Source organism: Tardiphaga sp., assembly GCF_025356345.1.
Taxonomy (GTDB): domain Bacteria; phylum Pseudomonadota; class Alphaproteobacteria; order Rhizobiales; family Xanthobacteraceae; genus Tardiphaga.
Genome location: NZ_JANXTC010000386.1, coordinates 1 through 22765 on the forward strand (window position 1 = coordinate 1; position 22765 = coordinate 22765).

General features: G+C 65.0%; 22 protein-coding genes and 1 riboswitch. Of the genes, 4 read left to right on the forward strand and 18 right to left on the reverse strand.

Annotated features, from left to right (window positions below; genetic code table 11):
- The 8 genes from Q0S16_RS23625 to glyA form a co-directional block, all read right to left on the reverse strand.
- Positions 1-1566, reverse strand: a 1566-nt coding sequence (locus Q0S16_RS23625) for a sodium-translocating pyrophosphatase (RefSeq protein WP_295853985.1), incomplete at its 3' end; no start/stop codon positions are given.
- 166 nt (positions 1567-1732) lie between these two features.
- Positions 1733-2716 (reverse strand): thiamine-phosphate kinase, encoded by a 984-nt coding sequence (gene thiL / locus Q0S16_RS23630; RefSeq protein WP_295853986.1) that lies wholly within the window; start codon positions 2714-2716, stop codon positions 1733-1735.
- Positions 2717-2829: 113 nt separating this feature from the next.
- Positions 2830-3351: a transcription antitermination factor NusB gene (gene nusB, locus Q0S16_RS23635; protein ID WP_295853990.1), complete on the reverse strand. Its 522-nt coding sequence runs from the start codon at positions 3349-3351 to the stop codon at positions 2830-2832.
- A gap of 3 nt (positions 3352-3354) precedes the next feature.
- A complete protein-coding gene (gene ribH, locus Q0S16_RS23640; protein ID WP_295853993.1) occupies positions 3355-3846 on the reverse strand; it encodes a 6,7-dimethyl-8-ribityllumazine synthase in 492 nt (163 codons plus the stop codon).
- An 82-nt stretch (positions 3847-3928) separates the two neighbouring features.
- Positions 3929-4537, reverse strand: a complete 609-nt coding sequence (locus tag Q0S16_RS23645; protein ID WP_295853996.1) for a riboflavin synthase — start codon at positions 4535-4537, stop codon at positions 3929-3931.
- A gap of 95 nt (positions 4538-4632) precedes the next feature.
- On the reverse strand, positions 4633-5793 hold the full coding sequence (gene ribD / locus Q0S16_RS23650; RefSeq protein WP_295853999.1) for a bifunctional diaminohydroxyphosphoribosylaminopyrimidine deaminase/5-amino-6-(5-phosphoribosylamino)uracil reductase RibD: 1161 nt from the start codon (positions 5791-5793) through the stop codon (positions 4633-4635).
- Complete coding sequence (nrdR, locus tag Q0S16_RS23655; RefSeq protein ID WP_295854000.1) at positions 5790-6296, reverse strand: transcriptional regulator NrdR; 507 nt, start codon at positions 6294-6296, stop codon at positions 5790-5792. Before nrdR ends, ribD begins: the two co-directional genes overlap by 4 nt.
- A gap of 35 nt (positions 6297-6331) precedes the next feature.
- Complete coding sequence (gene glyA / locus Q0S16_RS23660; RefSeq protein WP_295854002.1) at positions 6332-7630, reverse strand: serine hydroxymethyltransferase; 1299 nt, start codon at positions 7628-7630, stop codon at positions 6332-6334.
- A 180-nt stretch (positions 7631-7810) separates the two neighbouring features.
- Positions 7811-7916: riboswitch (SAM-I-IV-variant riboswitch) on the forward strand.
- Between the two features lie 51 nt (positions 7917-7967).
- On the opposite strand from glyA, the gene Q0S16_RS23665 reads away from it, so the two are divergent.
- Entirely contained in the window at positions 7968-8999 is a 1032-nt protein-coding gene (locus tag Q0S16_RS23665; RefSeq protein WP_295854085.1) for a low specificity L-threonine aldolase, read from the forward strand.
- Between the two features lie 144 nt (positions 9000-9143).
- On the opposite strand, the gene Q0S16_RS23670 is transcribed toward Q0S16_RS23665, so the two are convergent.
- From Q0S16_RS23670 to Q0S16_RS23680, 3 genes are all read right to left on the reverse strand, one after another.
- Positions 9144-9767 carry a glutathione S-transferase gene (locus tag Q0S16_RS23670; protein ID WP_295854005.1) on the reverse strand — a complete coding sequence of 208 codons (624 nt, stop codon included), beginning with the start codon at positions 9765-9767 and terminating at the stop codon, positions 9144-9146.
- Between the two features lie 32 nt (positions 9768-9799).
- Complete coding sequence (locus Q0S16_RS23675) at positions 9800-9946, reverse strand: hypothetical protein (RefSeq protein ID WP_295854088.1); 147 nt, start codon at positions 9944-9946, stop codon at positions 9800-9802.
- Positions 9947-10239: 293 nt separating this feature from the next.
- Complete coding sequence (locus Q0S16_RS23680; protein WP_295854008.1) at positions 10240-11037, reverse strand: hypothetical protein; 798 nt, start codon at positions 11035-11037, stop codon at positions 10240-10242.
- A 133-nt stretch (positions 11038-11170) separates the two neighbouring features.
- On the opposite strand from Q0S16_RS23680, the gene Q0S16_RS23685 reads away from it, so the two are divergent.
- The 3 genes from Q0S16_RS23685 (at position 11171) to Q0S16_RS23695 (ending at position 14706) form a co-directional block, all read left to right on the forward strand.
- Positions 11171-11653: a YaiI/YqxD family protein gene (locus Q0S16_RS23685; RefSeq protein ID WP_295854011.1), complete on the forward strand. Its 483-nt coding sequence runs from the start codon at positions 11171-11173 to the stop codon at positions 11651-11653.
- Between the two features lie 9 nt (positions 11654-11662).
- Positions 11663-13483, forward strand: coding sequence for an ABC-F family ATP-binding cassette domain-containing protein (locus tag Q0S16_RS23690; protein ID WP_295854015.1), 1821 nt, complete (start codon positions 11663-11665; stop codon positions 13481-13483).
- Positions 13484-13626: 143 nt separating this feature from the next.
- Positions 13627-14706 carry a D-TA family PLP-dependent enzyme gene (locus Q0S16_RS23695; RefSeq protein WP_295854017.1) on the forward strand — a complete coding sequence of 360 codons (1080 nt, stop codon included), beginning with the start codon at positions 13627-13629 and terminating at the stop codon, positions 14704-14706.
- A 104-nt stretch (positions 14707-14810) separates the two neighbouring features.
- Here Q0S16_RS23695 and Q0S16_RS23700 read toward each other — a convergent pair whose 3' ends face one another.
- The 7 genes from Q0S16_RS23700 to Q0S16_RS23730 form a co-directional block, all read right to left on the reverse strand.
- On the reverse strand, positions 14811-16052 hold the full coding sequence (locus Q0S16_RS23700) for a TIGR03862 family flavoprotein (RefSeq protein ID WP_295854019.1): 1242 nt from the start codon (positions 16050-16052) through the stop codon (positions 14811-14813).
- A 98-nt stretch (positions 16053-16150) separates the two neighbouring features.
- Positions 16151-17068: an SDR family NAD(P)-dependent oxidoreductase gene (locus Q0S16_RS23705; protein WP_295854058.1), complete on the reverse strand. Its 918-nt coding sequence runs from the start codon at positions 17066-17068 to the stop codon at positions 16151-16153.
- Positions 17069-17080: 12 nt separating this feature from the next.
- Positions 17081-17542: a MaoC family dehydratase gene (locus Q0S16_RS23710; RefSeq protein ID WP_295854064.1), complete on the reverse strand. Its 462-nt coding sequence runs from the start codon at positions 17540-17542 to the stop codon at positions 17081-17083.
- An 88-nt stretch (positions 17543-17630) separates the two neighbouring features.
- Positions 17631-19364 (reverse strand): AMP-binding protein, encoded by a 1734-nt coding sequence (locus Q0S16_RS23715; RefSeq protein WP_295854069.1) that lies wholly within the window; start codon positions 19362-19364, stop codon positions 17631-17633.
- A 153-nt stretch (positions 19365-19517) separates the two neighbouring features.
- Entirely contained in the window at positions 19518-20399 is an 882-nt protein-coding gene (gene mmsB, locus Q0S16_RS23720) for a 3-hydroxyisobutyrate dehydrogenase (protein WP_295854076.1), read from the reverse strand.
- 28 nt (positions 20400-20427) lie between these two features.
- Positions 20428-21507, reverse strand: a complete 1080-nt coding sequence (locus Q0S16_RS23725) for an enoyl-CoA hydratase/isomerase family protein (RefSeq protein WP_295854079.1) — start codon at positions 21505-21507, stop codon at positions 20428-20430.
- Positions 21504-22649, reverse strand: coding sequence for an isobutyryl-CoA dehydrogenase (locus Q0S16_RS23730; RefSeq protein WP_295854082.1), 1146 nt, complete (start codon positions 22647-22649; stop codon positions 21504-21506). Before Q0S16_RS23730 ends, Q0S16_RS23725 begins: the two co-directional genes overlap by 4 nt.
- Positions 22650-22765 lie beyond the last annotated feature (116 nt).

Sequence of the window (22765 nt, forward strand, 5' to 3'; positions counted from 1 at the left end):
TAGCAGGCCAACGACGACAAACGGATTGGTCAGCGAGAAGTCAGGGATTACCCCCTGGAAGTACGGATATTTGGCCGCGTTGGCGATGAAGAATTTGAGATCCTCACTGTACGCAGCGAACAGCACCAGCGCGCCGAGACCAGCGGAGCCGATCGCGTAACCCTTGGTGACGGCCTTGGTGGTGTTGCCGACCGCGTCCAGCGCGTCGGTAGCCTTGCGCACTTCCTTCGGCAGCCCGGCCATTTCGGCAATGCCGCCGGCATTGTCGGTGACGGGGCCGAAGGCGTCGAGCGCCACGATCATGCCGGCCAGCGCCAGCATCGTGGTGGTCGCGATCGCAATGCCGAACAGGCCGGCCAGGCTGTAGGTGACGAGGATGCCGGCCATGATCACCAGCGCCGGACCGGCGGTGGATTCCATCGAGATGGCGAGGCCCTGGATCACATTGGTGCCGTGGCCGGTCACCGACGACGCCGCGATCGACTTCACCGGGCGATATTGCGTGCCGGTGTAATATTCGGTGATGACGATGATCAGCGCCGTGACGACGAGACCGGCAACGCCGCATTGAAACAATGCGAGGCCGGTGTAGCTGACCCCGGCGAGCGGGCCGAAGCCAACCAGCCAGTAGATCACCGCCGCGACGCCGAACAGCGACAGCACGCCGGTAGCGATCAGGCCCTTGTACAGCGCGCCCATGATCGACTGGCTCGGTCCCAGCTTGACGAAGAAGGTGCCGGCAATCGAGGTCAGGATGCAGATGCCGCCGATCGCCAGCGGCAGCGTCATCATGTTGACCAGCAGCGGCGAGGTCGCGAAGAAGATCGCCGCGAGAACCATGGTGGCGACCGCTGTCACCGCATAGGTCTCGAACAGGTCGGCCGCCATGCCGGCGCAGTCGCCGACATTGTCACCGACATTGTCGGCGATGGTGGCGGGGTTGCGCGGGTCGTCCTCGGGAATCCCGGCCTCGACCTTGCCGACCAGATCGCCGCCGACATCGGCGCCCTTGGTGAAAATGCCACCGCCAAGCCGCGCGAAGATCGAGATCAGCGACGCGCCGAAGCCGAGCGCCACCAGCGCGTCGACGACGGTGCGGCTGTTGGCGGCGTGGCCGAGCACATGGGTGAGATAGGCGAAGTAGATGGTGACGCCGAGCAGCGCCAGGCCTGCCACCAGCATGCCGGTGATGGCGCCGGCCTTGAAGGCCAGCTCAAGCCCGCCGGCCAGCGAGATGGTCGCGGCCTGCGCGGTGCGGACATTGGCGCGCACCGAGACGTTCATGCCGATGAAGCCGGCCGCGCCGGATAGTACCGATCCGATCACGAAACCCACCGCGACCAGCGCACCGAGGAAGTAATAGAGCAACACGAAGATGACCACGCCGACGATGGCGATCGTCATGTATTGCCGCTTCAGATAGGCCTGCGCGCCCTCGCGCACCGCTTCTGCGATTTCCTGCATCCGCGCATTTCCGGCGTCCGCTTTCATTACCGATGCCGTCGCCCAGATCGCGTATACGATCGAAAGTGCTCCGCAAAGCACAATCACCCACAATGCTGTCATGGAATGCCTCAGTCCTTCCTGCCCCGCGCCCTGTTATCGGACGCATAAAAGGAGGCCTGCCCACGCGAGGACGGCCTCTCGTGACCCAAGCATGGCAAAATCGCCCCCAGGGTGCAACGCTGCGAAAGGCTAATCCGGGGTATTTTGGAGGATTGACGCAGACTACTCAGAAATGACTATAGGACGTCCGGGCCAATACGATCGCCTTGCCCCGCGCATCGACAAAGCGCGGCGGTTCTGTGCCTTCGACAATTTCGCCGATGACCGTCACGTCGACGCCGGCCTGTTGCGCGTCGCGCCGGAAAGCGTCCCAGGCGACCACGGGAACCGTGCACAGGATTTCGTAGTCATCGCCGCCGGCGACAATCGCCTCTGGATCGACGATGCCACGCTCGAGCAGCACCCGCACCGGCGCCGACAGCGGCACGGCGTCAATCTCGATCTGCGCCGACACGCCCGACACCGCGCACAGCTTGGCGAGATCGCCGGCCAGCCCATCGGAGACGTCCATCGCCGCGCTGGCGTGGTCGCGCAAGCACTGGGCGAGCGTGCTGCGCGGCTGCGGAAAGCGATAGCGGGTGATCAGCGCGGCGGCGGATGAAAGCTCGCTGCCGAGCGCCGCCTTCGCCGCGCCGCCGGTCAGAAAATTCAGCCCCAGCGCCGCGTCGCCAATCGTGCCGCTGACCACCACGCGGTCACCGATCGCAGCGCCGAAGCGTCGAACCATCCTGCCCGCCGGCACCCGTCCGAACGCGGTGACCGAAATCATCAACGGCCCCGGCGTCGATACCGTATCGCCACCGAGCAACGGGCAACCATACAATGCGATGTCCTCGCCAAGCCCGCGCGCGAATGCCGCGAGCCAGTCAGGGTCAGCCTCGCGCAACGCCAGCGTCAGCAGGAAGCCCGCCGGCACCGCGCCCTTGGCGGCGAGATCCGACAGGTTCACGCGCAAGGCTTTTCGAGCCACGCTGTCGGCGGGATCGGTGGCCAGGAAATGCACGCCCTCGACAATGGCGTCGGTGTTGATGACGATGTCATGACCATCCGCCTTCAGCACAGCGGCATCATCGGTCAGGCCGAACGCGCCGGGATCGGTCGCGAGCGGCTTGAAATAGCTGGAAATGATGGAATCTTCGCCGGAGGTCATAGTTGTGCGCCGTTCGACATTTTGCGCGCCGTCATTGCGAGGAGCGAAGCGACGCGGAAATCCAGATAGCTGCAAGCGAAGACTGGATTGCTTCGTCGCAATGACGGCTGATTCTACCGCGAAAACTCATCGGCGCGAAACCGCCGCGCGATCAGGTCGAGCACGGCGTTGACCATGCCAGTCTCGTCGTCTTCGACGAAGGCATGCGCCACGGCGACATATTCGGAGACGATGACCCGCGCCGGGATGTCCTTGCGATGCTCCAGCTCGTAAGCCCCTGCCCGCATCACTGCACGCAGGATTGCCTCGATGCGGGCGAGCGGCCAGCCCTTCGACAGCGCCTCATCGATCAGGGGATCGAGCTTGTTCTGATCGCGCAGCACGCCGGCGACGATATCCTGGAAGAACGCCTCTTCCGCTGGCAGGTACTGATCGCCCTCGACCTCGTTGCCGAGCCAGTGGCTTTCGAACTCGGCGAAAATATCGTTGATCCCGGCGCCGCCGATATCCATCTGGTACAGCGCCTGTACCGCCGCGAGCCTCGCCGCGCCGCGCTTGTTGGCCTTCTTCTCGGCGGGCTTGCTGTCCGACTTCTTGTCGGATTTTTTCGCGGTCGCCTTCTTGATCTCTGCCATCACTCAGCTCTTCGCCAGACGGCGTTTGATGCGCAGCACTGCGAGTGCCGCGCGCGCGGCATCGCCGCCCTTGTTGAGATCGCCAGGACGGGCTCGCGCCCAGGCCTGCTCATCGGTATTGACCGTGATAATGCCGTTGCCGAGCGGCAGGCGCAGATCGACCGAAAGGTCCGTCAGCCCGCGCGAGGATTCCATCGAGACGATCTCGAAATGAAACGTCTCGCCGCGCACCACGCAGCCGAGCGCGATGGCGCAATGATACGGCGTACCATTCGCCGCGGCGGCGTCGATCGCGATCGCGATCGCAGCCGGAATCTCCAGCGCGCCGGGCACTGTAATGACGTCATGGGAGAGGCCGGCCAGCTTCAGCTCGGCAATCGCACCTTGCAGCAGCGCATCCTGGATGTCGTCGTAGAAGCGGGCCTCGACAATCAGCGCCCGCGCGCCGGAAATATCGGTCTGGTCCTGCAACTGAGCGCGTCGCGCGTCGGCCATGGTGGTCCCGTCAGAATGAATTGATTGCGCAGGGTTTTAGGCGCAGCGCGAGCGGATGCCAAGGGTGCTCGGCACGCCGCCGCTATTTCATTTCCGACAGCCGCGCCGCGTAGCGCGCCATCAGGTCGATCTCGAGATTGATCTCGCTGCCATCCTGCCAGTCACCCAGCATGGTCGCTCCCAGCGTATGCGGGATGATCAGCACCGTGAAATCGCAATCGGCGACGGTATTCACCGTCAGCGACGCGCCATCCAGCGTCACCGAGCCCTTGCTGGCGACGAAGCGCGCCAATTCGCGGGGCGCGCGCAGCGTGAACCGCGCCATGTCCGGCAGGTCTTCGCGCGTCACGATGGTGGCGATGCCGTCGGCATGGCCCGCGACGATATGGCCGCCGAGTTCGTCGCCGATCTTCAGCGCGCGCTCCAGATTGAGCCTCGTGCCCGCCTTCCAGTGCCGCGCCGTCGTCATCCCCAGCGTCTCCGCGGCGGCGTCGACCTCGAACCAGGTGCGATCGCCGGCGATGCCGGAGCCGACCACCGTCAGGCAGACGCCGTTGCAGGCGATCGAGGCGCCGTCGGCAATGGTGGTCTGATCGTAGCGGCACAGGATACGCAGCCGGTGCAGTTGCCCCTGCGCGACGGGCGTCAGGGTCTCGATCTCGCCGATGTCGGTAATGATGCCGGTAAACATGAACTCTCTTCTGGTAAGATGGGTTGAGCGTTTTCGCGAAACCCATCGGCGAAGGGTGACGGGTTTCGCAAGCGCTCAACCCATCCTGCGGCCCGTCAAGGTTTACAGCGCTCGTAAACCGTTAGCGTATCGTTCTCAAGTGTTTCGCTAGCATGGACGGCAAAGTCCGGCGACCCGGTGATGGCCGATAGCGGCAATGCATCCAGCGCGTTGATGCCGTCGCCACCGATCGGGGTCGGTCCACGAAACAGCCAGATCTCGTCGACCAGTCCGGCCGTCACGAAGGACGACGCGACGCGTGACCCGCCCTCCACCAGCAGTCGGGCAATGCCCTTCTCCGCCAGCGCGCGCAGCACGGCGGGCAGATCCAGGCCCGGCGGTGGCGTGGTTGTCGTCGGCACCCGGAACACGTGGGCGCCGGCGGCGCCGAGCTTCATCGCGGCGGGAGCTTCCGACAGGCTGGAGGTCATCACCCATAGCGGATGTTCGCGCGCGCTATGGACCAGCCGGGTGGTGCCCGGCAGCCGCAGCGCGCGGTCCAGCACCACGCGGACCGGCGACCGCGCGGCCATGCCGGGCAGCCGGCAGGTCAGTTCGGGATCATCGGCCAGCACCGTGCCGATGCCGACCAGCACCGCGTCGCATTGGGCGCGCAACAAATGCACGCGCGCCCGCGCCGCCTCGCCGGTTACGGCCACCGGCCTGTGGCCGGCCGCGGCGATCTTGCCGTCGGGCGATACCGCCAGTTTCAGCACCACATAAGGACGCTTATGGCGGACGCGGTAAAAATGTCCGGCATGGGCGCGGGCGGCGTCCTGCGCGCCCAGGCCGACATCGACCCGGACCCCCGCGGCGCGCAGCCGCGCATGGCCCTGCCCCGCGACCTCCGGATTGGGGTCCTCGATCGCCGATACGACGCGGACAATTCCCGCGGCGATCACCGCGTCCGCGCAGGGCGGCGATTTGCCGACATGCGAACACGGCTCCAGCGTGACATAGAGGGTGGCGCCATCGGCGGCCGCGCCGGCCTGCGCCAGCGCCACCGGCTCGGCATGGGGCCGGCCGCCGGGCTGGGTCCAGCCGCGGCCAACAATGATTCCGTCCTTGACGATGACCGCGCCGACGGCGGGGTTGGGCCAGCAGCGACCCTGCCCGCGCCGGCCGAGCGTCAGCGCCAGCTGCATGAAGCGGGCGTCGCTCGCCTTCGCTTCGGCCGATTTTTCGGCATATTGATCTTCCAGTATCCGGAAGATCATTTGCGCAACGGCACAGGCTTGGCGTCGGTCTTGTGATCGGGCTTGGGCTCATCCTCGCCGGACAATTCGCCGAGCACCGCCTCAAAGTCCTTGGCCTCGCGAAAATTGCGATACACCGACGCAAAGCGGACATAGGCGACGTCGTCGACATGGCGCAGATGCTCCATCACGATCTCGCCGATGGTCTCCGAGGAAATCTCCGCCTCGCCGCCGCTTTCCAGTTCGCGGACGATCGCCGACACCATGGTCTCCACCCGCTCCGGATCGACCGGCCGCTTGCGCAGACTGATCTGCAGCGAGCGCACCAGCTTGTCGCGGTCGAACGGCACCCGCCGGCCGTTGCGCTTGATCACCGTCAGCTCACGCAGCTGCACCCGCTCGAAGGTGGTGAAGCGGAAATTGCAGGCGACGCAGACGCGGCGCCTGCGGATGACGGCGGAATCCTCCGTCGGACGCGAATCCTTGACCTGCGTATCGAGGCTGTTGCAGTTCGGGCATCGCATCCGGAGAACCTTCCAAGTGGCCTTGCGGCCAGCGCTTATTGATAGATCGGGAAACGGTCGGTGAGCGCCCGCACCTTCAGTTTGACCGCGGCCTCGACCAGCGGCGCGCTGCCGTCGCCGGACTGCGCCACCGCGCTCAGCACTTCCGCGATCATCTCGCCGGTCTGCTTGAACTCGGCGATGCCGAAACCGCGCGTGGTCGCCGCCGGCGTGCCGAGACGGATGCCCGAGGTCACCCACGGCTTCTCCGGATCATAGGGTACGCCGTTCTTGTTGCAGGTGATGCCAGCGCGGACCAGCGCCTTTTCGGACACATTGCCCTTCAGGCCCTTTGGCCTGAGATCGACCAGCATCAGATGATTGTCGGTGCCGCCGGAGACGATGTCGTAGCCCTGGGCGCGCAGCGTTTCGGCCAGCGCCTTGGCGTTCTCGACGACGTTGCGGGCATAGACCTTGAAGTCGGGCTGCAGCGCTTCGCGGAACGCAATCGCCTTGGCGGCGATGACATGCATCAGCGGGCCGCCCTGCAGGCCGGGGAAGATCGCCGAATTGAACTTCTTGGCCAGCGCCTCGTCATTGGTGAGGATCAGACCACCGCGCGGGCCGCGCAGCGACTTGTGCGTGGTGGTGGTGGTGACATGGGCGTAGGGCACCGGCGAGGCGTGCACGCCGCCGGCGACCAGGCCGGCGAAATGTGCCATGTCGACCAGCAGATAGGCGCCGACGCTGTCGGCGATCTCACGGAAGCGCTTGAAATCCCAGCTACGCGAATAGGCCGAGCCGCCGGCGATGATCAGCTTCGGCTTCACTTCCTCGGCCTGTTTGGCGATCGCATCCATGTCGAGAAGCTGATCGTCCTGGCGCACGGTGTAATGCGCCGGCTTGAACCACTTGCCGGACATGTTGACCGGCGAGCCATGGGTGAGATGACCGCCGGCGGCCAGATCGAGGCCCATGAACGTATCGCCGGGCTGCAGCAGCGCCAGGAATACCGCCTGGTTCATCTGGCTGCCGGAATTCGGCTGCACATTGGCAAAACCGGCACCGAACAGCTTCTTGGCGCGCTCGATCGCCAGATTTTCCGCGATATCGACGAATTCGCAGCCGCCATAATAGCGCGCGCCCGGATAGCCCTCGGCGTATTTGTTGGTCATCACCGAGCCCTGCGCTTCCATCACCGCGCGGCTGACGATGTTCTCCGATGCGATCAGCTCGATTTCGTGGCGCTGGCGACCGAGTTCGCCCTGGATCGCGGCGGCGATCTCGGGATCAGCCTCGGCAATCGTGGCGGAGAAGAACGAGTCGGGCGCGGAGACGGTTTTGGCGGAGGTCATGGGCAAAATATCTCCACCGCCGCAGCCTGTTAGCGGTGCGGGCGGTCACGGGTGACAATCGGAAACGGCACGCCGCGAATACCACATCTGGCCGGTCTGGCCAAGTTCAGCGGTTCCGAAGCGGTTTTCAGGCAGCGCCAAGAGCGGCTTGCCCAGCTCAGAACAAATGGATAAGTCTTACCTCAACATCAAGAGTTGAGCTGACGCTCAACGCCAACCTGCCCTCCCGGCAAGGTGGCGGTCCCTCACGGGAGATGTGGCCGATCCGGCAACCAACGGGATGCAGCCGCGCGTCAGTTCTCCTTGCGAGACACGACCAGCGAGGCCGCCGATGACCATCGATCCCCAGCAGTTCGCCAGTGACAATTACGCCGGAATCTGCCCCGAAGCCTGGGCCGCGATGGCAGAGGCCAATCACGGCCACGAGCCGGCCTATGGCAATGACCGCTGGACGGCACGCGCCTCGGATGCGTTTCGCGCCCTGTTCGAGACCGGCTGCGAGGTATTCTTCGCCTTCAACGGCACCGCCGCCAATTCGCTGGCGCTGGCCGCCTTGTGCCAGTCCTACCACAGCGTGATCTGCTCCGATGCCGCCCATGTCGAGACCGACGAATGCGGCGCGCCGGAATTCTTCTCCAACGGCTCCAAGCTGCTGGTGGCGCCCTCCGCCGACGGCAAACTGACGCCGGAGGCGATCCGCGCCATCGCCACCAACCGCAAGGACATCCATTTTCCAAAACCGCATGTCGTCACCATCACCCAGCCGACCGAGACCGGACGGCTCTACCAGCCGGCCGAGATCGCTGCGATTTCCGCGGTGTGCCGCGAACTCGGCCTCAGCCTGCACATGGACGGCTCGCGCTTCGCCAATGCCTGCGCCAGCCTCGGCTGCGGCCCGGCCGACACCAGCTGGCGCGTCGGCGTCGACGTGCTGTGTTTCGGCGGCACTAAGAACGGCATGGCGATCGGCGAGGCTGTGATCTTCTTCAACCGCGCGCAGGCGGAAGATTTCGACTATCGCTGCAAGCAGGCCGGGCAACTGGCGTCAAAGATGCGTTTTCTGTCGGCACCCTGGGTCAGGATGCTGGAGAGTGGCGCCTGGCTGCGCCATGCCGCGCACGCCAATGGCTGCGCGCGCCAACTGGCCGGTCAGGTCGCCGGCCTGCCCGGCGTCGAGCTGATGTTTCCGGTCGAGGCCAATGCCGTTTTCCTGAAGATGCCGGCGGTGATGATGGACAAGCTGCGCGCGCGCGGCTGGCAGTTCTATACGTTCATCGGCGGCGGCGCCCGCTTCATGTTCGCCTGGGACACACGGCCCGAACGCATCGACGAGCTGGTGGCCGACCTGCGGGCGGTGGCGACGTCATGAGTTAACTGGAAACCTTCCCCGGACGCGATGCAACACCAAGTGTTGCTTCGCAGATCCGGGGCCCCGGTCCTTGTCTGGCGTGAGCACCGGAATCCCGGTTCTGCGGAGCAGCGCCAATGCGCTGCGCCGCGCCCGGGACATATTTCAAGCCATTCGGTACGCGCCACCCTTTTCAAGGCTGCGCTGGAACGCCGGACGCGCATGCATTCGGCCGATCCAGCCGGCAAGGTTTGGATAGGTCGCAAGCCGCCCAAAGCTCCCGGCCACTTCGGCGACAAAGCTCATCTGGATGTCGGCGCCGGTCAGGCTGTCGCCGACAAAGAACGCCCGGCCCTGCAGCGCGCGATCGACATGACCGAGATGGCGCGCCATCTCGCCATCGATGCGCGGCTGCAGCGGCGCCCCGGCCTGCTTCAGCCGGCTGACATAGAGGTTCATCATCAGCGGCAGCATCGCCGAGCCCTCGGCGTACTGCAGCCATTCCAGATAGGCCTCGAACTCGGCACCGCCCTCGGCCGGCCGCATCGCCCCCTTGCCATAGCGGCGGATCAGATAATCGACGATCGCGCCGGATTCGGCGATCGTCACCTCGCCATCGACGATTACCGGCGACTTGCCGAGCGGATGCACCGCCTCCAGTTCCGGCGGCGCCAGCCGGGTTGTGGCATCGCGCTGATAGCGCTTCAGCTCATAGGGCGCACCGAGCTCCTCCAGCAGCCAGACAATCCGCTGCGAGCGGGAGTCGTTGAGATGATGGAGCGTGAGCATGATATTCTCCTACGCGCGGCGCGCCTGGCAGATTACGACGTGGTGGCAATGTGCCAGCATGGTGTGCCGTCGGCAACGATCAGCGCATTAAGTTCGACAAAGCGATGGCCCTTGTTCTCGTCATTCGCCGTTACCTTGCGCACGCCACCAGCGCGTAGCCCGCATGCGCGCAGCGACATGCGGGGCCTTCACACCAAAACAATCCCGGATATCGCTTCGCTCATCCGCGCTACGCTTGCTGTCCCGGAAGCATGGTCCCCCGGCCCAAACTCGCCGCGGTGGCGCGCCGAGAGGCGTTGCGCGGTTTGGCTTCGTTGCCGACGGCGAAGCGGATCGCGTACCCGCTACCCCCGCGCCTTTCGGCGCGCTGCCTCCCGTCATGGTTCGAGGGGAAAATGCTCACCCCTCGGACGCATCACGCGGCGCGAGACCATCAGCGCTTGGCTGTTTGACAGTTGCATCGAACTTTTCGTTACGCCGCCACGACCTCGCGCGGCTGGTAGATCGCGACGTGCTGGCAATGCGCCACCGGCGTGATGCCATTGGCCACGATCAGCGCGTCGAGTTCGACGAAGCGGTGGCCCTTCTTCTCGTAATTCGCGGTGACCCGCGCCCGCGCCACCAGCTCGTCATCGGGCACCGCGGCCGCCAGCAATTGCATCCGGCTGCCGACATGAATCCATGGACCCATGATGGCGTTGTCGACCAGCACCTTGTTCATCACCCGCTGCAGCACGCCGGGATGCATCAGGCCTTCGCGCGCATAGATCGGGTCGGCCTCGCGCACCTCGGCGAGATATTCCGCCGCCGCATCCGGCGGCCAGCAGCGCGGCGCGCTGCCCAGCCATTTGTCCTGCCGGTAGGAGTCGGCATCGACCGGCAGCCGCCGCGAGACGGCGGCGGTGTCGGGAAAGTCTTCCAGCGAGAAGGTGGGCAGTTCCGCGGTCAGCGAGGCGCTGCCGCTGGCGCGAAGCTCGCCGCCGGTCACGCCCAGCGTCAGCCCGTCGCCGGCCGGTTCCGCCGTCACCAGCACCGTCTCGCTGTCATAGACCGGCCGGGTGAAGCGGGCCTCGATCAGGCCGCGCTCCAGAAACGCCCTTCCCCATTGGGCCACCGCAGGATGGACCATGTAAGCGAGCACGTCGACGCCCGGCACCAGGCCACCGCTGAAGCCGAAGTTTCTGGCCACAGAATCGTCATGCATCTTGTTTTCGGACGCTTTGGCGGTGTTGAACGCCGCCACACGGTACGGTTCGAGCCGTTTGGTCATGATTCCTCCCGAAATCTGCGATATCTAGTGTTCGCAGTTGCACAAGATGGTACGCCTCGCCCCAATCGGCGCAAGGCCACTCGCCTTGTGCCAGCCCCCATGAACCACTGCCGGACCCGAGCACCACCACCCCGTGAGCACCCGAATCTACATCGACGCCGACGCTTGCCCGGTCAAGGACGAGATTTATCGCGTGGCTGCGCGCTTTGCGCTACCGGTCAGCGTGGTCGCCGGTCAGTTCATCCGGGTGCCCGCGGATCCCTCGATCGAGCGAATCGCCGCCGGTTCCGGAATGGACGCCGCCGACGACTGGATTGCGGAACGCGCCGGAAAGGGCGATATCGTGATCACCTCCGACGTGCCCTTGGCCAGCCGCTGCGTCAAGGCCGGCGCCGACGTGATCGCGCCGAACGGCAAGCCGTTTTCGGAAGCGTCGATCGGCATGACCCTCGCGGTGCGCAACCTGATGACCGACCTGCGGTCCTCCGGCGAAGTCACCGGCGGACCCAAATCATTCGCGCCGCGCGATCGCTCGGCGTTCCTCTCCGCGCTGGATCAGACGATCCGCCGCATCCAGCGCGCGCAGGCCTCCGCGCCCGCGCCGAAACCAGATTGAAGCAAGACCATGGCTCCTCCGCTGATCCAGTTGAAAGACATCACGCTCACCTTCGGCGGCACGCCGCTGCTGAACGGCGTCGAATTGTCGGTGTCGCAGGGCGAACGCGTCTGCCTGATCGGTCGCAACGGCTCCGGCAAGTCGACGCTGCTGAAGATCGTCGCCGGCCTGGTCGATTGCGACAAGGGCAGCCGCTTCGTGCAGCCCGGCTCGACCGTGCAATATCTGCCGCAGGAGCCGGATTTCTCCGGCTTCGCGACGACTCTGGCCTATGTCGAGGCCGGCATGGGACCGGGCGACGATCACTACCAGGCGCTGTATCTGCTGGAGCAGCTCGGCCTCACCGGCGAGGAAGACCCCAACAACCTGTCCGGCGGCGAGGCCCGCCGCACCGCGCTGGCCCGCGTGCTGGCGCCCGAACCCGACATTCTGCTGCTCGACGAGCCGACCAACCATCTCGATCTCACCACCATCGAATGGCTGGAAGGCGAACTGGCCTCGCGGCGCTGCGCGCTGGTGCTGATCAGCCATGACCGCCGCTTCCTGTCGAACCTGTCGCGCGCCACCGCCTGGCTCGACCGCGGCCAGATCAAGCAGATCGACCGCGGCTTCTCCGCCTTCGAACAATGGCGCGACGATATTCTGGCGGAAGAAGAGCGCGATCAGCACAAGCTCGACCGCAAGATCGTCAATGAGGAGCATTGGCTGCGTCACGGCGTCTCCGGCCGCCGCAAGCGCAACGTCAAGCGGCTCGGCAATCTGCATGCGCTGCGCGACCAGCGCCGCGACTATCGCGGCGTCACCGGCAGCGCCAATCTGGCGGCTTCCGAGGCCGACAAGTCCGGCAAGCTGATCGTCGAGGCCAAGGGCATCAACCGCACCTATGGCGATCGCAAGATCGTCGATGACTTCTCGATCCGCATCCAGCGCGGCGATCGCATCGGCGTGGTCGGCCCGAACGGCGCCGGCAAGACCACCATGATCAACATGCTGACCGGCACCGAGGCACCCGATAGCGGCTCCATCCGGTTCGGCGCCAATATCGAGATGGCGACGCTCGACCAGCACCGCGAAAGCCTGAACCCGAAGACCACTCTGGCCGAAGCCCTCACCGGCGGCCGCGGCGACCACGTCATGGTCAACGGCACGCCCAAGCATGTCGTCAGCTACATGAAGGACTTTTTGTTCTCGCAGGAGCAGATGCGCACGCCGCTGGAAGTGCTGTCCGGCGGTGAACGCGGCCGCCTGATGCTGGCCCGCGCGCTGGCAAAACCGTCCAACGTGCTGGTGCTGGACGAGCCGACCAACGATCTCGATCTCGAAACCCTCGACGTGCTCGAGGACATGCTCGGCGATTACGAAGGCACCGTGATCCTGATCAGCCATGACCGCGACTTCCTCGACCGCGTCGTCACCTCGGTGATCGTGCCGGAAGGCAATGGCAAGTGGATGGAATATGCCGGCGGCTACACCGACATGCTGGCGCAGCGCGGCGCAGATCTGAAGCGCGAGAAGGCGGCGTCGGCCGCCGAGTCCGACACCGGCAAGAGCAGCAACAAGTCTTCCGCCAGCGCCAAGCCGGCGGCCAAGAAGAAGATGAATTTCAAGGACAAGCACCTGCTCGATACGCTGCCGAAGACGATCGCCAGCTTCCAGGCCGACATCGCCAAGCAGCAGCGCCATCTCGACGATCCCAACCTCTACAAGAAGGATCGCAAGAAGTTCGACACCGTCTCCGCCGCGCTGTCTGTCGCGCAAAAGGGGCTGGCCGAGGCCGAGGAAAAATGGATCGAACTGGAAACCATGCGCGAAGAGATCGAGAACGCGTGAGCCTGTTGATCAACACACCACACTAACGTCCGTCATTGCGAGGAGCCCTTGCGACGAAGCAATCCAGTCTTCCTTTGCGGCCCTCTGGATTGCCGCGTCGCTTCGCTCCTCGCAATGACGTGGAAAGGCCGGAGAACAAATTGATGACCACCACGCTCGCCGCCATCATCGCCCGTGACTTCGGCACGCCGTCGCTGGTCATCGACATGGACCGCGTCGAGCGCAACATCGCGCGCATCCAGGCGGTCTGCGACGCCGCGGGCGTCGCCAACCGGCCGCACATCAAGACTCACAAGAGCCCGGTGATCGCCAAAATGCAGATCGCCGCCGGCGCCCGTGGCATCACCTGCCAGAAACTCGGCGAGGCCGAGATCATGGCGGACCATGGGATCGACGACATCCTGATCAGCTACAATCTGATCGGCGACGAAAAGATGGCGCGGCTGGCGGCGCTGCAGGCGAAGGCGAAAATCACGGTGGCGGCCGACAATGCTGTTGTCGTCGACGGCCTGAAGAAGGCGGCGGCGATCTCCGGCCTGCCGCTCGATGTCGTGGTCGAATGCGACACCGGCCGCAAGCGCGCCGGCGTCGAGACGCCGGCCGAGGCGATCGAACTGGCCCGGCTGATCGATGCTTCGGAAGGTCTCCGCTTCGCCGGCTTCCTGCTGTATCCGACCGAGACCGGCTGGCCCGACGCGCAGCATTTTTTCGACGCAGCACTCGCCGGCGTCCGCGCGCTCGGGCTGGAGCCAACCATTGTCTCCACCGGCGGCACGCCGAACCTGAACAATGTCGGCTCGCTGAAGGGCGCCACCGAGCATCGCTTCGGCACCTATATCTACAATGACCGCATGCAGGTCGCGGCCGGTTCGGCGACGTGGGACGACTGCGCGCTGAATGTCTATGCCACGGTGGTCAGCCGCGCCGGTCCCGACCGCGGCATTCTCGATGCCGGCTCCAAGACGCTGACTTCCGACACCGGCGGCCTCGACGGCCATGGCATGATCCTCGAACATCCCGAAGCAAAAATCGAAAAATTCGCCGAGGAGCACGGCTTCCTCGACCTCACCCGCAGCAATACCCGCCCCAATGTCGGCGACGTCGTCCGCATCGTGCCCAACCACGTCTGCGTGGTCGTCAACATGTTCGACGAGGTGGTGATGGTACGTGGCGATGAAGTGCTCGGCGTGCTGCCGGTGGCGGCGCGGGGGCGATTGCGCTGACGCTCAGCCGTCATTGCGAGGAGCGAAGCGACGCGGCAATCCAGAAGCCGCAGGCGAAGAAAGAACTGGATTGTTTCGTCGCAAGGGCTCCTCGCAATGACGAGCTATGACGACCGGCACTCAAGCCACTTCAGCACGCCCCTGCCCGAGGCCGCTCCGGTCGCGAACGACGCCTGCAGCAGATAGCCGCCGGTCGGTGCTTCCCAGTCCAGCATCTCGCCGGCCGCGAACACGCCCGGCAATTTCACGATCATATAGTCGGCGTCGAGTTCGTCGAACGCGATGCCGCCGGCCGACGAGATCGCCCGGGCGATCGGCGCGATGCCGCTGAGCACGATCGGCACCGCATTGATCAGGCCGGCGAGGCTGGCGCTCGACAGCGCCGCCAGCGTGGTGCCCGAGGCCAGCGCCGCTTCCTGCAGCAGGCCAATGCCGACCGGCGACAGATGCACCGTCTTGCGCAGGAAGGTCGACAGCGATTGCTTGCCCCGCGGCACCGACAGTTTGGCGATCAGCTCGGCCGCATCGATGTCAGGCCGTAGGGCAATATTCAAAGTGGCCGTGCCGTTCGCCACCACGGCATCGCGCAAGGGCGCGGACAGCGCATAGATGGCGCCGCCTTCGATGCCGCCGCGGGTCACCATCGCCTCGCCGCGCACCGTCTGGCCGCCGAAGGCCAGCGCCACGCTCTTCAGCGGATAGCCGGCGAACCTGTTGCGGAACACGTCGGACCAGGCGACCACAAAGCCGCAATTGGCCGGGCGCAACGGCGCGACATCGATGCCCTTGCCGGCGAGCGTCCCGGCCCATGCCCCGTCGGAGCCGAGTCGCGGCCAGCTCGCGCCACCGAGCGCCAGCACGGTCGCTTTCGCCGCGATGGCGCGTTGGCCCTCCGGTGTGTCCAGCAGCAGCCGCCCGTCGCCGTCCCAGCCGGTCCAGCGATGCCGCATGGCAAATTGCACGCCGGCCTGATCGAGCCGGCGCAGCCACGCCCGCAGCAATGGCGACGCCTTGAACGATCTGGGAAACACCCGGCCGCTGGAGCCGATGAAAGTCGGCTGCCCCAGCATCTCGCTCCAATCCCGCAGCATGTCCGGTGGAAACTGCGCGATGGCCTCGGCCAGCCGCGGCATCGTCGCACCATAGCGCGCCAGAAAGGCCGGGAGCCGTTCGCTATGGGTGAGATTGAGCCCGCCGCGCCCGGCCATCAGGAATTTTCGCCCGGCCGACGGCATCGCGTCGTACACAATGACGCGCGCGCCGCCCTGCGCCAGCACCTCAGCCGCCATCAATCCGGCCGGGCCGGCGCCGATCACCGCGACGTCTGTTGTGGAAACTTCCGTCACGATGGCCGTCCGTTCCATGATCGTGGCGCCTGACCCGTTAGCCAGGCCGGCGCGACGCTTTGCTGACCTCTCCCGGCAAGCCGGAAGAGGTGAAGAGCCTATCGATTGGCCTTGATGCGGACCTGGGCCTGCGCGATGTATTTCTGGGTCTGGTGAAACGCGCCTTCCAGCGCCCGTGCCTTCGCCATATCAGAGATTTCGGCGAAATGCGCCGCGATGGTGTCCGGCGACCAGTCGGCCTCGGCGAAGTTCACGCCTTCGCTCTCCAGCAGCCTGATCACCGCGAAGGAGCCGGAGCCGGCGCCCATGATGGTGCGGGTCGGCGCGTTCTCGCTGAGCAGGAACAGTACGGCTGGCGTGATCGCCTCCGGCTTCATCATGGCAAGAGCATCGGGCGGCAGCAATTCCTCCGTCATCCGTGTCGCCGCCGTTGGCGAAATGGTATTGACGCGAATGTCGGTCTTGCGGCCCTCCTCGGCCAGCACATTCATCAGCCCGATCATGCCGGTTTTCGCCGCGCCGTAATTGGCCTGACCGAAATTGCCGTACAGGCCGGACGACGAGGTCGTCAGCACGATGCGGCCGTAATTGCGCGCGCGCATGCCTTCCCACACCGCCTTGCAGCAGTAGAAGGTGCCGGTGAGATGGACGTCGAGCACCTTGGCAAAGTCTGCCAGCTCCATTTTGGCAAACGACTTGTCCCGCAAAATGCCGGCATTGGCGCACATCAAATCGACGCTGCCCCATTCGGAGGTCGCCTTGGCAACCATCGCCTGAACCTGCTCGAAATTCGAGACGTCGGCGCCATCGGCCATCGCGATGCCGCCGGCGCTGCGGATTTCCTCGACCACCGTTTCCGCCGCGGTCAGCGATCCGCCGGTGCCATCGCGCGCGCCGCCGAAATCATTGACCACCACCTTGGCGCCGCGGCTGGCGAGCCCCAGCGCGTGGGCGCGTCCGAGGCCATTGCCAGCGCCGGTGACGATGGCCACGCGGCCGTCATATCGAATGCTCATGCTGTTCGCCTCTTACACAAAATAGGTCAAAGCGAGCCAGTCGGCGACCAGCGCCGGCTTGCTCTCGCCTTCGATCTCGACGCTGACACCGACCCGGGTGAACAGCTCCTTGGGCTTGCGCAGGGTCGCTTCCTTCAGCGAAAAATGCCCGCGCACGCGGACACCGGACTTCACCGGCGAGACAAAGCGCAGTTTGTCAAAACCATAATTGATGCCCATCGCGACATTGTCGAGTTTCGGCAGTGCCTCATAGGAGAACACCGAAATCAGCGACGTCGTCAGAAAGCCATGGGCGATGGTGGAGCCAAACGGCGTCGCCTTCGCGCGCGCCGGATCGATATGGATGAACTGATGATCCTCGGTGGCATCGGCAAACACGTCGATGCGCTTCTGATCCACCAGGTGCCACGACGATACGCCGATATCCTGCCCGACCATGCCGATATAGGCGTCGCACTGCATTAGATCCGTCATTCATTCCTCGCTGTTGCTGGGCGCACATTCCACAGGACGCGGCCCTGCGCCAAGCGAAATTTGTGCGGTGCGGCCATGCAACCAGACGTCACGCTTCCGGTGCGCCGGTGGGCCGCGCGGCCTGCAACGACGGAAAATCTTCCTCGCGAAATTCGATACCGCGAAGCGGGTCGTCGCGGTCATTGGCGTGTTCGAGCCGCCGCAACTGGACACGGCGGATCTTGCCGGAGATGGTCTTCGGCAGTTCAGTCACCAGTTCGATGCGGCGGATGCGCTTGAACGGTGCCAGGCGCAGGTGGAGGTGCTCGAAGATCGACAGCGCGGTGGCCGCGCTGCGCTCAACGCCACTGACCAGCAGCACATAGGCCTTTGGAATTGCCAGCCGGATCGGATCCGGGCTTGGCACGACAGCGGCTTCGACCACGGCATCGTGCTCGAGCAGAACGCTTTCGAGTTCGAACGGGCTGATCCGGTAATCGGAAGATTTGAAAACGTCGTCGGAACGGCCGACAAAGGTAAGATAGCCGTCGGCATCGCCGAACACCACGTCGCCGCTGCGGTAGATCTCGCCATCGGCGCCGCTGACCCGGCCATCATCGGCCTGATAGCCCTGCATCAGGCCCGCCGGCCGATCGGCGCCGAGCGGCAGGCTGACCTCGCCCTCCTTGGCCGGCTGGCCATCGGCATCGGTGATCTGGACTTTCCAGCCCGGCAGCGGCCGCCCCATCGAGCCGATCTTGACGATCTGGCCCGGCGAATTACCAGCCAGTGCCGTGGTCTCGGTCTGGCCATAGCCGTCGCGAATGGTGAGGCCCCAGGCGGAACGGACCTGATCGATCACTTCCGGATTGAGCGGCTCGCCGGCGCCGCATACTTCGCGCAACGACACCTTGAAGGTGGCGAGCTTCTCCTGGATGAACAGCCGCCACACCGTCGGCGGAGCGCACATCGTCGTGACGCCGCAGCGGCCGATGGTGGCGAGCAGGCCCTTGGCGTCGAAGCGTGGTTGGTTGACCACGAACACCGTGGCGCCGGCATTCCAGGGCGCGAACAGGCAGCTCCAGGCGTGCTTGGCCCAGCCCGGCGAAGAGATATTCAGATGCACATCGCCGGGCTGCAGCCCGAGCCAGTACATCGTCGACAGCCCGCCAACCGGATAACTCCGCTGGCTGTGCCGCACCAGCTTTGGCTTGGCCGTGGTGCCGGACGTGAAATACAGCAGCATCGGGTCCTCGGCGCGGGTCGGACCATCCGGCACGAAGGTCTCGGGGAAATCAGCCGCCTGCTCGAACGGCAGCCATCCCTCGAGTGGAGCGGTTACGCCCGCGACAACCCGAATGGCGTCTCCGCCCAGATCGGCAAACTTCGCGACCTGGTCCGGCGCCGCCACCACGATTCTAGCGCGTCCGCGCTCCACCCGATCGCGCAACTCGTCCGGCGTCAGCAACGTGGTCGCCGGGATTATCACCAGACCAAGCTTCATCGCCGCGAGCATGGTCTCCCACAGCGGCACCACATTGCCGAGCAGCAACAGCAGATGATCGCCGCGCTTCAGTCCTTGGGCGCGCAGGAAATTGGCGACCTGGTTGGAGCGGCGCGACAGCGCGGCGAAGGACAGTCTGGTCTCGCGGTTGCTGGCGGCATCGACGATCCACAGCGCGGTACGATCCCGGCTCGCGGCATCGCGTGCCAGTTCGGCATCGAACCAGTCTAGCGCCCAGTTGAAGTCGACCGGATCGGGCCAGCGAAAGCCGGCGACCGCGGTGTCGTAGTCGGTACGGTGTTCGAGCAGAAACGCTCGGGCTTGCTGGAAGGTTGTCATGAAATGGTCTCTTTGATCTACGTTTCGCACAGCAATGTTTCCCCGTCATTGCGAGGAGCCCTTGCGACGAAGCAATCCAGTTCTTGCGGAGTATCTCGCTCTGGATTGCCGCGTCGCTTCGCTCCTCGCAATGACGACCGAAACGGCGTGGCGCTACTTCAGCTCTCGCAACTGGTGGATAATCCCGGAGAAATCGCTGCCGCCATGTCCGGCCTTGTCGAAGCTCTCATAGATGCTTTCGGCATGGGCGCCGAGCGGCGTCACGGCACCGGCCGCCTTCGCGGCTTCCTGCGACAGCCGCAGATCCTTCAGCATCAGGGCCGCGGCGAAGCCCGGTTTATAGTCGTTGTTGGAGGGCGAAGCCGGCACTGGCCCGGGTACCGGGCAATACGAGGTGAGCGACCAGCACTGCCCCGACGAGGTCGAGGCGACCTCGAACAGCGCCTGGTGCGAGAGACCGAGCTTCTCGGCGAGCACGAAGGCTTCGCTGACGCCGATCATCGAAATACCCAGGATCATGTTGTTGCAGATCTTGGCCGCCTGCCCCGCGCCGGCCTCGCCGCAATGCACGATCTTCTTGCCCATCGTTTCCAGAATCGGCTTCGCGGCGGCAAAGGCAGCCGCATCGCCGCCCGCCATGAAGGTCAGCGTCGCGCCCTTGGCGCCGCCAGTACCACCGGAGACTGGCGCGTCGACCGAAGGCAGATGATGCGCCGCCGCCAGTTCATGGGATTTTCGCGCATTTTCGACGTCGATGGTCGAGCAATCGATCAGCAGCGTGCCCTTTGATAACAACGGCACGATCTCGCTCCACACCGATACCACATGCTTGCCGGCCGGCAGCATAGTGATGACGGCATCCGCGCCCGCGACGGCATCCGCCGCATCGTTGGCGATGGTGACGCCATCGGCCTTGGCGGCCTCGCGCGACGCCGGCATCAGATCGAAACCGCGAACGGCGTGGCCCGCTCTGACGAGATTGGCGGCCATCGGGCCGCCCATATTGCCGAGACCGATGAATGCAATGGTCGTCATGTCCTGCCCTCGTCTTTTGTTCTTGTTATCAGAATGTGAGTTCATCGTCGCCGCGCGGCGCGAAGTAGCGCGCGATCATTTCCGGCGTTACCTGTTCCAGCCGTGGCGGCTGCCATTTCGGATCACGGTCCTTGTCGATCACCGCCGCGCGAATGCCTTCCGGAAAATCATGATTCACGAAAATCTCGAGCGCCGCGGAATACTCGCGCGTCAGACATTGCTCCAGGGATGACGACTCACGGGCCATGCGCAGCAGCTTCAGGGTCAGCTTCAGTCCGGTCGGCGATTTGTCAAGAATGGCGCCCAGCGTGGCCTGCGCGAATTCCGACGGCTGGTGCGCCAGCGCGATCACAATGTCCTCGATACTGTCCTGACTGAAGGAGGCGTCGATCATGGCCTGTTGCGCGACAATCGGGGCCGGCGCGTCGTGGACGGCAAAGCGATCGATGATGGCACGCACGCCGGCCGCATCCGCGCCAACAGGTGTCCGGGTCAGCGCCTCGCGCAGCGGTGGCCAGCTTGCGGAATTCACCACGGCGTCGGCGAGCCCGGCATGAACCGCGTCCGCGCCGGTCATGGTGGTGCCGGTCAGCCCGTAATAGGTGCCGAGTTCGCCCGGCGCGCGCGACAGCAGCCAGCTGCCGCCGACATCCGGAAAGAAGCCGATGCCGACCTCGGGCATGCCCATTTTTGTCTTCTCGGTAACGATGCGGTGGCCGCCATGGGCGGCAAGGCCGACGCCGCCGCCCATCACCAGACCGTCCATATAGGCGACATACGGCTTGGGGTATTTCGCGATCCGGGCATTGAGGATGTATTCCTCGCGCCAGAAGATCTTGCCGAGATCACTGCCCGCCCGCGCGCTCTCATAGAGGCCGCGGATATCGCCACCGGCGCACAGGCCACGCTCGCCGGCGCCTTCCAGCAAGACCAGAGTCACATTCGGATCGACCTCGAACACATCGAGAGCCGCGACGACACCGCGCGTCATCTCCAGTGTCAGCGCATTCAGTGCCTTCGGCCGGTTCAGCCGAATGATCCCCGCCGCGCCCTCCTGGCGGACGACAAGGTCAGGCTCAGTCAATGTCACTGTTGCAGTCGCCGTCATCGCGCGCCCTCGATCAGTTTGCGCGCCACGATCAGCCGCATGATTTCATTGGTACCCTCGAGGATCTGATGCACGCGCAAATCGCGCACGATCTTCTCGATGCCGTATTCGCTGAGATAGCCGTAGCCGCCATGCAGCTGCAGCGCCTGGTTGGCGACCTCGAATCCGACATCGGTACCGAAGCGCTTGGCCATCGCGCACAACATGGTGGCGTCGGCATCCTTGCGGTCGAGCGCCGCCGCGGCGCGCCACACAAAGGTCCGCGCGGCTTCCAGTTCGGTCGCCATGTCGGCCAGCCGAAACTGTAGCGCCTGAAATTCATCGAGGCGCTTGCCAAAGGCCTTGCGCTCTTTCATGTAGGCCAGCGACTTGTCGAGCGCCGACTGCGCGCCACCCAGCGAACAGGCGGCGATATTGAGTCGTCCGCCATCGAGGCCGGACATCGCGATCTTGAAGCCGATGCCTTCTTCGCCCAGCCGGTTGGCGATCGGCACCCGGGCATTCTCGAATATCACCGCGCGCGTCGGCTGCGCATTCCAGCCCATCTTGCGCTCATTGCCGCCAAACGACAGGCCAGCCGTGTCGGCCTCGATCACCAGCGTCGAAATGCCGCCCGGGCCGTCCTGTCCGGTGCGCGCCATCACGACGTAAAGATCAGCCTTGCCCGCGCCGGAGATGAACTGCTTCTGGCCATTGAGCACATAGTGGTCGCCGTCGATCACGGCACGGGTACGAAGCGCTGCCGCGTCAGAGCCGGAGCCGGGTTCGGTCAGGCAGTAGCTGGCGATCAGCTCCATGGTGCACAGCCGCGGCAGCCATTTCCGCCGCTGCGCCTCGCTGCCATAGGCGTCGATCATCCACGACGCCATGTTGTGGATCGAGATAAAGGCCGACACGGTCGGGCAGCCCCGCGCCAGCGCCTCGAAGATCAGCGCCGCGTCGAACCGCGTCAGCGCCGAGCCGCCTACGTCTTCACGGATATAGATGCCGCCCATCCCCAGCGCGGCCGCCTCGCGCATCACCTCGACAGGGAATAACTTTTCCTCATCCCACCGCAGCGCGAACGGCGCGATCTTTTCGGCGGCAAAATCCCGCGCCATATCACGGACCGCGACCTGGTCCTCGTTGAGAGCGAACTGCATCCCCTGTCCTCGCTCCGCGACTAGTTCATCGTGGGGATTGAGAACTCAGCGCCTTCCTTGACGCCGGATGGCCAGCGCGCGGTGACGGTCTTTGTCTTGGTATAGAAACGGATCGA